This is a genomic window from Streptomyces mayonensis (genome assembly GCF_018982965.1).
GTDB lineage: Bacteria > Actinomycetota > Actinomycetes > Streptomycetales > Streptomycetaceae > Streptomyces > Streptomyces mayonensis.
Window position 1 is genome coordinate 24,343 of sequence record NZ_JACBYP010000040.1, and the last position, 12,578, is coordinate 36,920.

At 72.2% G+C, this 12,578-nt stretch carries 12 protein-coding genes; 9 read left to right on the forward strand and 3 right to left on the reverse strand.

Features of this window, described 5'->3' with window-relative positions; all coding sequences use genetic code 11:
• Nucleotides 1-102 precede the first annotated feature (102 nt).
• Together HZS56_RS17400 and HZS56_RS17405 are read left to right on the forward strand one after the other, a co-directional pair.
• Entirely contained in the window at nucleotides 103-936 is an 834-nt protein-coding gene (locus tag HZS56_RS17400; protein WP_216721615.1) for an inositol monophosphatase family protein, read from the forward strand.
• 40 nt (nucleotides 937-976) lie between these two features.
• Nucleotides 977-1,573: an NADPH-dependent F420 reductase gene (locus HZS56_RS17405; RefSeq protein ID WP_216721616.1), complete on the forward strand. Its 597-nt coding sequence runs from the start codon at nucleotides 977-979 to the stop codon at nucleotides 1,571-1,573.
• Here HZS56_RS17405 and HZS56_RS38275 read toward each other — a convergent pair.
• On the reverse strand, nucleotides 1,512-1,805 hold the full coding sequence (locus HZS56_RS38275) for a trypco2 family protein (protein ID WP_308408090.1): 294 nt from the start codon (nucleotides 1,803-1,805) through the stop codon (nucleotides 1,512-1,514). The genes HZS56_RS17405 and HZS56_RS38275 overlap by 62 nt on opposite strands.
• 515 nt (nucleotides 1,806-2,320) lie before the next feature.
• Between HZS56_RS38275 and HZS56_RS17415 the strand changes: the two genes are divergently transcribed.
• Together HZS56_RS17415 and metX are read left to right on the forward strand one after the other, a co-directional pair.
• The gene (locus tag HZS56_RS17415; RefSeq protein WP_216721618.1) at nucleotides 2,321-3,682 is read left to right on the forward strand and encodes a bifunctional o-acetylhomoserine/o-acetylserine sulfhydrylase; all 1,362 of its coding nucleotides are present in this window, start codon (nucleotides 2,321-2,323) and stop codon (nucleotides 3,680-3,682) included.
• Between the two features lie 5 nt (nucleotides 3,683-3,687).
• Nucleotides 3,688-4,824 carry a homoserine O-acetyltransferase MetX gene (gene metX / locus HZS56_RS17420; protein ID WP_308408091.1) on the forward strand — a complete coding sequence of 379 codons (1,137 nt, stop codon included), beginning with the start codon at nucleotides 3,688-3,690 and terminating at the stop codon, nucleotides 4,822-4,824.
• Nucleotides 4,825-4,907: 83 nt separating this feature from the next.
• Here the strand turns inward: metX and HZS56_RS17425 are convergent, their stop codons facing one another.
• The gene (locus HZS56_RS17425) at nucleotides 4,908-6,074 is read right to left on the reverse strand and encodes a serine hydrolase domain-containing protein (protein WP_216721619.1); all 1,167 of its coding nucleotides are present in this window, start codon (nucleotides 6,072-6,074) and stop codon (nucleotides 4,908-4,910) included.
• A 339-nt stretch (nucleotides 6,075-6,413) separates the two neighbouring features.
• Here HZS56_RS17425 and HZS56_RS17430 point away from each other — a divergent pair, with 339 nt between their 5' ends.
• Nucleotides 6,414-7,235, forward strand: a complete 822-nt coding sequence (locus HZS56_RS17430) for an IclR family transcriptional regulator (RefSeq protein ID WP_216721620.1) — start codon at nucleotides 6,414-6,416, stop codon at nucleotides 7,233-7,235.
• Between the two features lie 47 nt (nucleotides 7,236-7,282).
• On the opposite strand, the gene HZS56_RS17435 is transcribed toward HZS56_RS17430, so the two are convergent.
• Nucleotides 7,283-8,665, reverse strand: a complete 1,383-nt coding sequence (locus HZS56_RS17435) for an MFS transporter (protein ID WP_216721621.1) — start codon at nucleotides 8,663-8,665, stop codon at nucleotides 7,283-7,285.
• Nucleotides 8,666-8,869: 204 nt separating this feature from the next.
• On the opposite strand from HZS56_RS17435, the gene HZS56_RS17440 reads away from it, so the two are divergent.
• The 4 genes from HZS56_RS17440 (at nucleotide 8,870) to kce (ending at nucleotide 12,546) form a co-directional block, all read left to right on the forward strand.
• Complete coding sequence (locus HZS56_RS17440; RefSeq protein WP_216721622.1) at nucleotides 8,870-9,760, forward strand: DUF6282 family protein; 891 nt, start codon at nucleotides 8,870-8,872, stop codon at nucleotides 9,758-9,760.
• 109 nt (nucleotides 9,761-9,869) lie between these two features.
• Nucleotides 9,870-10,766 (forward strand): cupin domain-containing protein, encoded by an 897-nt coding sequence (locus HZS56_RS17445; protein ID WP_216721623.1) that lies wholly within the window; start codon nucleotides 9,870-9,872, stop codon nucleotides 10,764-10,766.
• Complete coding sequence (locus tag HZS56_RS17450; RefSeq protein WP_216721624.1) at nucleotides 10,763-11,605, forward strand: HpcH/HpaI aldolase family protein; 843 nt, start codon at nucleotides 10,763-10,765, stop codon at nucleotides 11,603-11,605. Before HZS56_RS17445 ends, HZS56_RS17450 begins: the two co-directional genes overlap by 4 nt.
• Entirely contained in the window at nucleotides 11,605-12,546 is a 942-nt protein-coding gene (gene kce, locus HZS56_RS17455; protein ID WP_216721625.1) for a 3,5-dioxohexanoate:acetyl-CoA acetone transferase, read from the forward strand. Before HZS56_RS17450 ends, kce begins: the two co-directional genes overlap by 1 nt.
• The last annotated feature ends 32 nt before the right edge of the window (nucleotides 12,547-12,578 follow it).

The window sequence follows — 12,578 nt, forward strand, 5'->3', positions numbered from 1 at the left end:
CTAAGTGCCGGCCTGCCTACCTTCGAGGCACGGGCGTGGACATCCGCTGTTCCACCCGGTCCCTCTCATTTCCCATTCCCCTGTTCCGACGGGAGTTCCGCCATGCCCGAGTCTTCCCGGACCACCGGCACCGCCCCGGCCGTCGGCTCCGCCTCCGACGCCGGCCTGCTCGCGCGGACCGCGGCCGCGGTCCGCGAGGCGGGGCCGGTCCTGCGAGAGCGCTTCGGTGACGTGGCCCGCCACGCGAGCCGCGAGGAGCTGCTGGGGGCGCTCGCGGCCAACGACGACGCGGTCCTCGCCGTCCTGCGCCCCCGTCTGGCGCAGGTGCGCCCGGACGCAGGCTGGGTGGTGGACGAACTGGCGGCAGGAGCCCTGCCGCCCGGCGAATGGTGGGTCGTCGATCCGGCCGAAGGCAACGTCAACCACCTCCACGCGCTGCCCGAGTGGGCGGTGACCGCCACCCTCGTACGGGACAACCAGCCGGTGCTCACCGCGGTCCACCTGCCGCTGACCGGCGAGACCTGCACCGCGGTCGCGGGCGGCGGAAGCCACCTCGACGGCCGCCCGCTGCAGGTGTCCCGGACCGGGGACCTCGGCCTGGCACTGGTGGCCACGAGCCAGGCCCGGCCGGACGAGGACGAACGGGTCGTACAGCGGGCCGGTGCCTCGATCACCGCGATGCTCTCCGACGCGCTCGTGGTACGCACCTCGGTACCTGCGACCCTGCACCTGCTGGACGTGGCCGCCGGCCGCATCGACGCCTTCTGGCAGTTCGCCGGCGCCCGCGCGGACCTGCTTCCCGGAGTACTGCTCGTCGCCGGGGCGGGCGGTCGGATCACCGACGCCGAGGGCCACCCGTGGACACCGGACAGCCCGAGCCTCCTCGCTGCCGCGCCCGGTGTCCACGCCGCCGCCGTGCGCACGCTCTCCCGCTGAACCCCCTGCAGATTCACACCAGTCGAAAGGACCGGACTCCATGACCCGGATCGCCGTACTCGGGAAGGGCCGCGTCGGCAGCGGCCTGGCCACAGCCCTCATTCGGGCCGGTCACGAGGTGAGTGTCGCCGACCGCTCACCGGGCTCCGCCGCCGCTGCCGCCCGGACGGCGCGGATCGTCATCAACGCCACACCGGGCGAGGGCTCGCTGGAGCGGCTGGCCGCCCTGCGCGAGGAACTGCGGGGCAGGATCCTCGTGGACGTCTCCAACGCCACCGCCCACGGCCCGGACGGACTGCCCGACGCCCTGCTCCACCCGGGTTCGAGCCTCGCCGAACAACTCCAGCAGGCACTGCCCGGCACGCCGGTCGTCAAGACGCTCAACACGATGCTCTTCACGGTGATGACCGCGCCCGACTCGCTCGCCCAGCCGCCCACGGCTTTTCTCTCCGGCGACGACCCGCAGGCCAAGCAGGTCGTCCGGGAGCTTCTCAGGGACCTCGGCTGGCGTCAGGAGTGGATCACGGACCTCGGAGGGGTCGAGAGCGCACGCGCAACGGAGGCCGCGGTCCTGTTCACGCCCCATCTGCTCCGGTCCGGCGGATGGGCGCCGTTCGCCGTCTCGATCGCCCGCTGACCGCAGCGGCCCGGCGGAGTCCGGCCGTCCCGAAGGCAGGTGTCGGCGATCCTCGGTGGTGCGGCACGCGGCGGACCTCCACATCCGGCGTGAGCTGCGCCTGCTCCACTTCGAACCGCAGCTGCCGGCCGGCGCCCGCGTCCTGCGCCTCGTACAGCTCGCGCCTCAGCTCCTGCAGCGCCTCGCTCAGTGAAATCCCCGCGTCCACTGCGACCCCCTCGGACTCCGGCACCGGGCTCCGGCACCCTCGGCCGGTCGGTCCCGTCCTGCCCGGCCCGCGCGGACTTTCACCGCGTTCCGGGCCCTGGCCTCACCCGTGGCCCGGGGTCCGCACCCCGGTGGAGTTGTGTCCGGCGTGTGACAAAGCGGGAGGTGGGGACCGGATTGCTGGTATGTGCCGGCCCGCGTGTGGTTCTCTTGGTCCATGACCGAGCTCGTGACCCGCCGCCACGTAGACCACGCGCGCGTCACCACCACGGCCTGTCCGGCCGCCGCGAGCTGAGTCCGCGCTCCGGTCTCCGACCGGGGCCTTTGTCACCGCCTCCTGCCGGCCTCCGCTTCGTAGCGGCCACCGCCCCGTCCGGGGCGGCCACCGGTCCGGCGGTGTCCGCCACCCCGCGGCGCGTCCTCGGGGGCCTGCCGTGTCCGCGGCGCCCCGCACCGCTTTCCGGAGCACCTCCGCCGTCGCACGGCCGCGCGCCCCCGTACTCCGCGCGCCGCAACTCCGCACCCGCACAAGGGAGAACCATGTCCCAGCCCCTCGACTCCGTCACCGCCGGCCACACCCCCGACGACGATCCCACCGGCCTCGACACCGCCGCCTGGTCGTTCGAGACCAAGCAGGTCCACGCCGGTGCCGCGCCCGACCCGGCCACCGGAGCCCGGGCGACCCCGATCTACCAGACGACGTCGTTCGTGTTCCGGGACACGCAGCACGCGGCCGACCTGTTCTCGCTGGCCGAGCCCGGCAACATCTACACCCGTATCCACAACCCCACCCAGGACGCCTTCGAACAGCGCGTCGCCGCTCTGGAGGGCGGCGTGGCGGCCGTTGCGCTGTCCTCCGGTCAGGCGGCGGAGGCCCTGGCGCTCCTCACGCTGGCGGGGGCCGGCGACCACATCGTCTCCAGCGCGTCCCTGTACGGCGGTACGTACAACCTGTTCCGGCACACGCTGCCGAGGCTCGGCATCGAGGTGTCCTTCGTCGACGACCCGGACGACGTCGAGGCCTGGCGGGCGGCGATCCGGCCGAACAGCAAGGCGCTGTTCGCGGAGACGCTGGGTAATCCGCGCGGCAACGTGCTCGACGTACGGGCCGTCGCGGACGTCGCCCACGAGGCGGGCGTGCCGCTGATCGTCGACAACACCGTGCCGACTCCCTACCTGCTGCGGCCGATCGAGCACGGTGCGGACGTCGTGGTGCACTCGGCGACCAAGTTCCTGGGCGGGCACGGCACCGCCGTCGCGGGTGTGGTCGTGGACGGCGGCACCTTCGACTTCGGGGCGCACGCCGACCGGTTCCCCGGCTTCACCGAACCCGACCCCAGCTACCACGGCCTGCGGTACTGGCCCGCGCTCGGCGCGGGCGCCTTCGCCGTCAAGCTGCGCGTGCAGTTGCTGCGCGACCTCGGACCCGCCGTCTCCCCGCACTCGGCGTTCCTCCTGCTGCAGGGTGTGGAGACGCTCAGTCTGCGTCTCGAACGGCACTCCGCGAACGCCCTCGCGCTCGCCGAATGGCTGGAGCAGCGGGACGAGGTCGCCGCCGTCCACTACGCGGGTCTCCCCTCCAGCCCGTGGTACGGGACGGGGCAGCGGTACCTGCCGCGCGGTGCCGGCGCCATCGTCTCCTTCGAGCTGCGGGACGGCGCCGAGGCGGGCAAACGGTTCGTGGACGCCGTCGAGTTGTTCAGCCACCTGGCCAACATCGGCGACGTCCGCAGCCTCATCATCCACCCGGCGTCCACGACGCACAGCCAGCTCGGCGAGGAGCAGCTCGCGGCCGCCGGTGCCTCTCCCGGCCTGGTGCGCCTGTCCGTGGGCATCGAGAGCCTCGACGATCTGAAGGCCGACCTGGACGCCGGGTTCCGGGCGGCGAAGGGCGCGTCCTGAACACCGTGCTGACACCCGCGCAGGCTCCCCTCCCGCCGGCCACCGGTGCCTGGCAGGAGGGGGACCCGCCCGGACGGCGCCAGTGGTACGAGCACGGCGACCCGCTGCCGCTGGAGGCCGGCGGTGAACTTCCGTGCCTGCGGCTCGCGTTCGAGACCTGGGGCCGTCTCGCAGCGGATCGCTCCAACGCCGTGCTGGTGCTGCACGCCCTGACCGGTGACAGCCATGTCGCCGGTCCCGCCGGGCCGGGACACCCCACCCCCGGCTGGTGGGACGGGCTCGTCGGACCCGGGCTGGCCCTCGACACGGACCGGTGGTTCGTCGTCGCCCCCAACGTGCTGGGCGGCTGCCAGGGCAGTACCGGGCCGTCCTCCCCGCGGCCCGGCGGACGCCCCTGGGGCGGGGACTTCCCGTTCCTGACCCAGCGCGACCAGGTCGCCGTCGAGGCCTGTCTCGCCGACGAGCTGGGCATCGACCGCTGGGCCCTGGTGGTGGGCGGTTCGATGGGCGGGATGCGGGCCCTGGAGTGGGCCGTGGCGCATCCGGAGCGGACGGGTGCGCTGCTGCTGCTCGCCACGGCCGCCGCGGCGAGCGCCGAACAGATCGCGTGGGCCGGAATCCAGGTGAACGCCATCCGCTCCGACCCCCACTGGCGCGGCGGGCACTACCACGGGACCGGCCGCGGGCCGCATGCCGGTCTCGGCCTGGCCCGGCGGCTCGCCCACGTGACGTACCGCAGCGAGCCGGAGCTCCGGGACCGGTTCGGCCGCTCGCCGCAGGGCGCGGAGGACCCGTGGCGGGGCGGCAGGTACCGGGTCGAGTCCTACCTGGGCCACCATGCCGCCAAGCTGGTGCGCCGTTTCGACGCGGGCAGCTACGTCGTGCTGTCGGAAGCCATGAACAGCCACGACATCGGCCGCGGGCGGGGCGGTGTGCGCGCCGCCCTGCGCCGGGTGACCGCCCCCGCCCTGGTGGCAGGCGTCGACTCCGACCGCCTCTACCCGCCGTCGCAGCAGGCGGAGTTGGCGGCGGGCATCACCACGGCCGACCGTCTCCGGCTGATCGAGTCCCGCCACGGCCACGACGGCTTCCTCCTCGCGGTGGAGCAGGTCGGCGCGCTCGTGGCGGAACTCGTCGGCTGAACCCGGGCGGAGGACGTCCTACGGCGGGACGGACGACCCCGCCCGGTCCGGCACCGGGCGGCATCGCGGCGCCCGGGACGCGGTCACTCGCAGAAGGCGGTGTCCACGGCGGACAGGACCGCCTCGGCCGCCTTCTCCGGGTCGTCGCCGAAGGTTCCCGGCAGCGCGGTGACGGCGAGGCCCACGGCGCGGCCGTCGTCGGTGGCGCCGCCGCGGGTCTCGAATCCGTCGATGTCGCCGCCGTGCCCCCAGTACACTCCGCCGCAGCTGAGCGGCGCGCTGAACACGCCGAGTCCGTAGCGCCACCCCGGGAACAGCGGGGCGTCGACCGTCTTGCGCATCTGGGCCAGTTGCTCGGCGGGAAGCAGCTTCCCCTCGATCAGCGCACGGTCGAAGGTCGCCAGATCACTCGGTGTCGAGATCAGCTGCCCGGCCGCTCCGCCCCAGGACGGGTCCATCTCCGTGGCGTCGACGACGTTGCCCTTGTCCATGTTGCCCACCGCGTAGCCGTGCGGGTGCGGGCCCCGGATGGACTGGTCGCCCGGCTGCGGCCAGTAGGTGTGGCGCAGACCCGCCTTCTTGATCACCCGTTCGGTTATCTCTTCCTGTACCGGGCGCTCGGTGACGCGCTCGATCAGCAGGCCGGCCAGCAGGTAGTTGGTGTTGCTGTACGACCACTTGGCGCCGGGGGCGAACTCGGCCGGGTGGGCGAGGGCCGCGGCGAGCAGGTCGTGGGCGTGGAAGAACTTGTGCTGGACCTTCTCGAAGTCCTCCAGCCCGATGTACTCGGTGTAGTTGGGCAGGCCGCTCGTGTGCTGCAGCAGGTTCCGGACAGTGATTTTCCCGGCGTCGATGCCCTCGCCGCGGACCAGTCCCGGCAGGTACTTCTCGACGGGCGCGTCCAGGTCGACCTTGCCCTCGGCCACCAGTTGCAGGACCACCGTCGCGGTGAAGGTCTTCGTGTTGCTGCCCGCCCGGACCTGGGCGTCGTGCGGGACCGGTGCCTGTTCGTCCAGCCGCGAGGAACCGGCGACCAGCGAGGCGGTCCGGCCGTCCTTGCTCGTCCAGGCGATCGCGGCCGGGTACTTCTCCTCGCTCACCAGCGAGTCGAGACTCCGCTGGAGGGCCGAGTCGCGGGTGGCGTCGGGCTGGTCCGCCACCGCCACGTAGGTCACGGCCGTACTCGTCAGACCTGCCGCCGCGAGGACCAGCAGGCTCCTGCGCAGCTTCGAGACGGGTTTCCTGTGCACCGGTGCTCCTTGGCTCGTACGGATCGGCACCGGAAACGATGCCTGTGCCACGGGCGGAGGTCAGTGGTGTTGGTGCCCCGGTCCCGGGTGCACCTGGCACCACCCCGCGGGGCTGCGGACCGTGGCGGGCGGGCCGGTCCGCGCCGCCCGGCCCTTCGTGGCGGACGGGTGGGACGGGAGGACGGGAGGTCGTGCGGGCGCTGCGGGGGGGTGCGGTGGAGCGCGCACAGGAGTGCGCCGGACCGCGGCCCGGGTCCGGGGGCCGCGGCTGCCGAGGTCCGGAGCTGTGGCACGGTCTAAGATGACATGACCCCTGGACATCGTGCGGCGGAGGCTTCTGTGACCAAATCGACGCGGTCGTCGGACACGGTCCGCGCCGACCGTGGCGACCAGGCCGACATCCAGGCGGTGAGCCGGGTCAGCCAGATCCTGTCCCTGTTCGAGCCGGCCACGCCGGAGGTGACCGCGGGTGAGGTCGCCGAGCGGCTCGGCCTGAACCGCACCACCGCCTACCGGTACTGCACGTCACTGGTCGCCGCCGGCCTCCTCGAACGCAGCGCCGGGGGCGGCTACGTGCCCGGCGGCCTGCTGCTCCAGCTCGGCGCCTTCGCCATCGGCCACCGCCGGGTCGTCAACCTGGCGCCCCGGCACATGCGGGCGCTCTCGCGTGCCACACGGACCAGCGCGGTGCTCAGCCTGTGGGGTCTGACCGGTCCCGTGGTCTCCCGGGTCGAGGAGGACGTCTCCGCGGCCGTCATCGTCTCCGTGCGGGTCGGCAGCCACCTGCCCCTGGACACGGCGCAGAGCAAGGTGTTCCTCGCCTACCACGCCGACCAGTTGTCCATGGGCCGGCTGATGGCCAACCTGCCGGGCCAGGCCCAGGAAGAACTGCGTGCCGACGTCGAGCGCGTACGCGCCGTCGGTCACTGCTCCGCCATGGGCACCCCCGGCATCGTCGCGGTGGCGGCACCCGTCTTCGACGAGTACGGAATCTGCGCCACCATGGCCGTCGTGGCCCCGGACAACACCCTGGCGATGTCCGACGACGCCCCCGAGTTGCGTGCCGTGGTCGACGCGGCCCGCGCGCTCACCCGTGAACTCGGCGGTCACTACCGGCCCGACGACCCGGAGCAGCAGGCGGTGGAGGGGCCGCAGGCGTGAGGGGCGGGCCCGGCAGGCCCGCCCTCACACTGCGTCCGGTACGGCTGTCAGGACAGTGCGGGAATGGTGCGGTCGTCGGCCATGTCGACGTCCTTCGTCTCCGGTCCGAGGAAGCCGCCGAGGCTGATCAGCAGGCCGGCGAGTCCGATCAGGGCGGCCGGGGCGACGTGTGCGGCCATGACCCCTTCGAGCTGCTGCAGGTAGAACTGGTAGAACGCGGGCGCGATGAGCGCGAGGCTGTAGCCGACGCCGTAGCCGGTGGAGCGCACGCCGGCCGGGAACCGTTCGGTGAGGTAGGCGGCGATGGGTCCGAAGGTGCCGACGGTGAAGACGCCGATCAGCGCGCCGAGACCGAGTGCCGTCCCGAGGCCCCCGCCCGAGGCCATCAGCAGCGAGTAGGAGCCGGAGCCGAGGAGCAGGACCGCCAGGCCGTAGCCGATGTAGAACCGCCGTCGTCCGATGCGCTGGGACAGCACGCCGAAGACGGGGAAGGACAGGGCCGCGGCACTGTTCATGACGAGCATGGTCAGGGTGACCTGTTCGCTCGACAGATGGAGGTGGGACTTGAGCTGGGCGGGTGTCACGGCGGCCTGCATGTTGGTCGCCAGCCAGGTGCCGGTCATCAGGACGAACACCTGCCCGAGGGCCTTGGGGTACTGCGCCAGCAGTCGCAGGAAGGGCAGCTTGTGCCGCTCCCCCGTCCGCTCCGTCGGCGGTTCGTGCACCTGCGTGAGGTAATAGCGGAACAGCACGGCCGCCAGGACGGCGCCGATCAGGAACGGCACCCGCCAGCCCCACTGCACGTAGGCGCTGTGCAGCCCGGTGGAGCTCATCAGGTTCAGCATGAGCAGGGTGATCGCGGCGATCACGGCGTACGCGGCGGGAGAGGTCGATGTGATGACCGAGGCGTACAGGCCCCGCTTGTGCCGGGGGCTCCACTCCATCGCCAGGGGCACGGCGGTCGTGTACTCGCCGCCGAGGAAGATCCCGTCGACGAACCGCAGCGCGATCAGCAGGCCGATCGACCACGTGCCGATCGTCTCGTGTCCCGGCAGGCAGGCGATGACCAGGGTGACGACGCCGAAGCCGCCGACCGCCACGAGCGTGGTGCGCTTGCGTCCGACCGTGTCGGCGAAGTGTCCGAAGACCACCGCCCCCAGCGGGCGGCCGATCAGTGTCGACGCGAACACGAGGGACGACAGCAGGGCGGTGGTGCTGCTGCTCAGCCCGGCAGACTGGAAGTAGATCATCGCCGGTGCCAGCACCACGATCGGCAGGTAGATGTCGAACTGGTCGACGAAGTAGGCGAGGGTTCCGCCACGCACCGCGGCGCGCACCTTGGCGCTGTCCGGGCCGCCGCGCGGCGGTGCCGCCCGGGACTCGTCCGGGGCCGCCGGCTGCGGCTCTGTGGCGGGTGGCGGTGTGGACATCGTCGTCCTCCGGGGTGAATGTCGGCCAAGTGCAGCGTGCGCGTCGCCACGTCCAGCGCAATGCGATGCGAACTGCATGTTCACCAAGCGAACAGTTGCCACCGTAGACATCCGGTCATCCATGCACAAGACTCCGGACAGGGTTGACAGCTGATCTCATCTTGAACGCATACTTCAGAATGCGAACGGAAGGTGAGTGAGTTCATGCCACAACGTCCCGCCCTCGCGTCCCTCCTCGACGGCCTGGTCGACATGCACGTGCACTCCGGCCCCAGCCCGTTCCCCCGCCGCTTCGACCACGTCGAGGCGGCCGAGGACGGCGCCCGGATCGGAATGCGGGCCATGGTCGCCAAGTCCCACCATCACAACACCCAGATGGATGTGCTGGCCATGCGCGACCGTCTGACCCGCGTCGCCGCCACCGTCTACGGCGGCATCGCGCTCAACAGCACCGTCGGCGGCCTGAACGTGCACGCCGTGCGGATGTGCCTGCGCATGGGCGGCAAGGTCGTCTGGTTTCCGACGATCTCCTCGGGACGGCACATGGACTGCCACCCCGAGGACGGATCCTTCCCCACCACCACCGTGCCCCTGACGCTCGAGCGCATCGACGTCGTCGACGAGCGCGGTGAGCTGAAGCCCGAGGCGGGCGAGATCCTCGACGAGATCAAGGAGCAGAACGCCGTCCTCAACGGCGGCCACATGTACCCCGAGTACATCCGCACGCTGTTCCACGCCGCGAAGGAACGAGGCATCGAGCGGATGGTGGTGAGCCACCCCGACTTCGTGCTCGGCGTCGAGCGCTCCCTGTGCCACGAACTCGTGGGCCTCGGCGCGTATCTGGAGCACGAGGTGGCCCACTACGACCCGGAGGGGCCCGAACGCTGGGACCCCAGGCGGCTGCTGACCTGGATCGAGGACATCGGTCCCGAACACACCGTGTTGGCCTCGGACTTCGGGCAGGTCACGAATCCCAAGCCGGTGGACGCCTGGCTGCGGGTCGCCGGAGCACTGCTCGATCTGGGGCTGCCGGAGAAGGACCTGCGGCGCATGGTGCACCACAACCCGTCCCGTCTCCTCGGCCTCGACGCCTGAGCTCCCCCTCCCCGCCCGCCGCTCGGCGGCTCCCCCGGCACTTCCGCCACCGCGCGGTTGGGCCCCGGGCCGCCAGGCCCCGGACTCCCGACAGGAAGGACATCCGACCGTGTACGCCAAGGAAGACCCCCGCTCCACGCTCACGGCGGCGACCACGTCCCCGCCCGACAAGGGCGCCGCGATCGCCGCCGCGCAGTACTTCGACCTGGTGCCGCCGGACGCCGCGACGCCGGACGGCCGGACCGTGGTCGTCCGCGCCCAGAACGTGGTGCTCGCGCTGACCCACGCGCGCGCCGGCGACCGCCTCGACAACGGAACTCCCGACGGCGAGCTCGCCGTGGTCGTCACGGACGACACCCCTGCCTTCCGGGTGCAGAGCGACGACGGGGAGCTGCTGATCGACTCCCCCGGACTCGTGGTCGTTCCGCCCGGCCCCTCGGGGCTCACCGTCCACGGTGACGGCACGGTCATCCGCCTGTTCGAGACGGACGAGCCGGCCTGGCGGGACCGCGCCGTCAACGCCGAGGCCTACACGAGGGACCATCCGCGCGTCGCGCCCCTGCGCCGCTGGCCCGAGCCGGCCGGCGGGCGGGCCACCCGCTTCTACCCGCTCGCCGACGTGCCCGACGACCCGGACCGGTTCGGCCGCATCTTCCGCACCCGTTCGTTCATGGTCAATTTCCTGCCCCCGCAAGGTCCACGTGACCCGGCAAAGCTCTCGCCCCACACCCACGACGACTTCGAACAGCTCTCCCTGGCGGTGCGCGGGTCGTTCGTCCACCACATCCGCACCCCCTGGCTCAACGACAGCACCGTGTGGCGCGAGGACGAGCACGTGACGCTGGGCAGTCCTTCGTTGGCGATCATCCCGCCCCCCACCGTGCACACCTCCGCGGCCACCGACCCGGACGGGAACCAGCTGATCGACATCTTCAGTCCACCGCGCACCGACTTCTCCCGGAAACCCGGCTGGGTCCTCAACGCCGACGACTACCCGATGCCATGAGCGGGCCACGGCGTACGGGCGCGGGACTGTTCGCGCCGGACCGGGCGACCGCCCCGGTCGGCACCTGGCTGAAGATCGGCTCCACCGAACCGGCCGAGATCATGGCGTACGCCGGTTTCGACTTCGCCGTCGTCGACCTGGAACACGCTCCGCTCGACCTCCGGACCGCATACCAGCTGATCAACACGAGCGCCGCGCTGGGTGTGGTGCCGCTGGTCCGGGTCCCGGACGCGGCGCCGTCGACGATCCAGAAGGTCCTCGACGCGGGCGCCATGGGCATCCTCGTACCGCACGTCGACACCGTGGAACAGGCGGCCGCCGTCGGACGGGCCTGCCGTTTCCCGCCGTACGGTGTGCGCGGCGCGGGCGGCACCAGCCGGGCCGGAGCCTGGGGGCTGCGCCCGGACGCCGACTACCTCGCCACCGGCAACGACGACGTCCTGTGCATCCCCCAGCTGGAGAGCCCCGAGGCCATCGGGGCGGCACCGCGGATCCTCGCGCTCGACTCCGTCGACGCGGTGTTCGTCGGCACCGCGGATCTCGCGCTGGCCATGGGCACGGCACCCGGCTCCCCCGACGTGGCCGCGTCGGTCGGCGCGGCCCGGGACGCCGCGCACGCGGCCGGCAAACGAGTGGGGCTCGCGTTCGGCGGGATGCCCGAGCGGGCCGCCCGGGCGGTGCGCGACGGCTGCGACTTCGTCCTGCTCAGCAACGACACGTCGATGCTCGCCGCCACGGCACGCGGCCTGGTCACCGCCTACCGGGAGGCAGCCGCCACCGCCGAGGCACCGCACGTCACCGCCGCGGACGCACCCGTCCCCGGCACGGGGAGGCACTGATGCACAAGGCCCGGAAAGTCGTCATCACCACCGCCGTGACGGGATCGGTCCACGTCCCGTCGCAGAGCCCCCATCTGCCGCTGTCCGCCCAGCAGGTGGCCGAGTCGGCACTGGAGGCGGTCGAGGCCGGATCCGCCGTCGTGCACCTGCACGCCCGGCGGCCGGACGGCCGGCCCACGGCCGACCCCGGGGTCTTCGAGGAGATCGTCGCACGCATCACCGCGCACTCCGACGCCGTCATCAACATCACCACCGGCGGAGCGTCGTCGATGACCATGGAGGAGCGGCTCGCCGCGGCGCTCCGGCTCCGGCCGGAACTGGCCTCGATGAACATGGGCACGATGAACTTCGTGTACTCGGGCATCGCCGACAAGGTGAGTTCCTGGACGTACGACTGGGAGAAGCCGTACGTGCTCAACACCTACTCCCGTCCCTTCGTCAACACCTTCGACTCCATCGAGCAGACCCTGCGCACGCTGGGACGGGCCGGCACGCGTTTCGAGTACGAGTGCTACGACATCGGGCACCTCTACTCGCTCGCCCACTTCGTGCGGGCGGGCCTGGCCGAACCTCCGCTGCTGATCCAGGGCGTGTTCGGTGTCCTCGGCGGCATCGGAGCCGACCACGCGCACCTGGAACACATGGTGCACACGGCGGACCGGCTCTTCGGCGACGACTACCACTTCTCCGCCTTCGCGGCGGGCCGCGACCAGCTGCAGTTCGCCACGCACAGCGCGTGGCTCGGCGGTCATGTCCGGGTCGGTCTGGAGGACAGCCTGTGGGCGGGCAGGGGCCGGCTCGCCCGCAGCAACGCCGAGCAGGTACGCGCCGTCCGGGCGACGGTCGAGGATCTCGGCAGGGAGATCGCCGCACCGGCCGACGCCCGCGCGATGCTCGGGCTCCGGGGAGCCGCACCCGCCGACGGCGGCACGAGCGCATGAGGCCGCAACCGCACCAGCAAGGGAAAGGACGC

What these genes read in the sequence shown, in the direction of transcription:
- HZS56_RS17415 (WP_216721618.1), top strand. Translation starts at nt 2,321, where the DNA reads ATGTCCCAGCCCCTCGACTCCGTCACCGCCGGCCACACCCCCGACGAC.
- HZS56_RS17405 (WP_216721616.1), top strand. Translation starts at nt 977, where the DNA reads ATGACCCGGATCGCCGTACTCGGGAAGGGCCGCGTCGGCAGCGGCCTG.
- HZS56_RS17400 (WP_216721615.1), top strand. Translation starts at nt 103, where the DNA reads ATGCCCGAGTCTTCCCGGACCACCGGCACCGCCCCGGCCGTCGGCTCC.
- HZS56_RS17450 (WP_216721624.1), top strand. Translation starts at nt 10,763, where the DNA reads ATGAGCGGGCCACGGCGTACGGGCGCGGGACTGTTCGCGCCGGACCGG.
- HZS56_RS17435 (WP_216721621.1), bottom strand. Translation starts at nt 8,665, where the DNA reads ATGTCCACACCGCCACCCGCCACAGAGCCGCAGCCGGCGGCCCCGGAC.
- kce (WP_216721625.1), top strand. Translation starts at nt 11,605, where the DNA reads ATGCACAAGGCCCGGAAAGTCGTCATCACCACCGCCGTGACGGGATCG.
- HZS56_RS17440 (WP_216721622.1), top strand. Translation starts at nt 8,870, where the DNA reads ATGCCACAACGTCCCGCCCTCGCGTCCCTCCTCGACGGCCTGGTCGAC.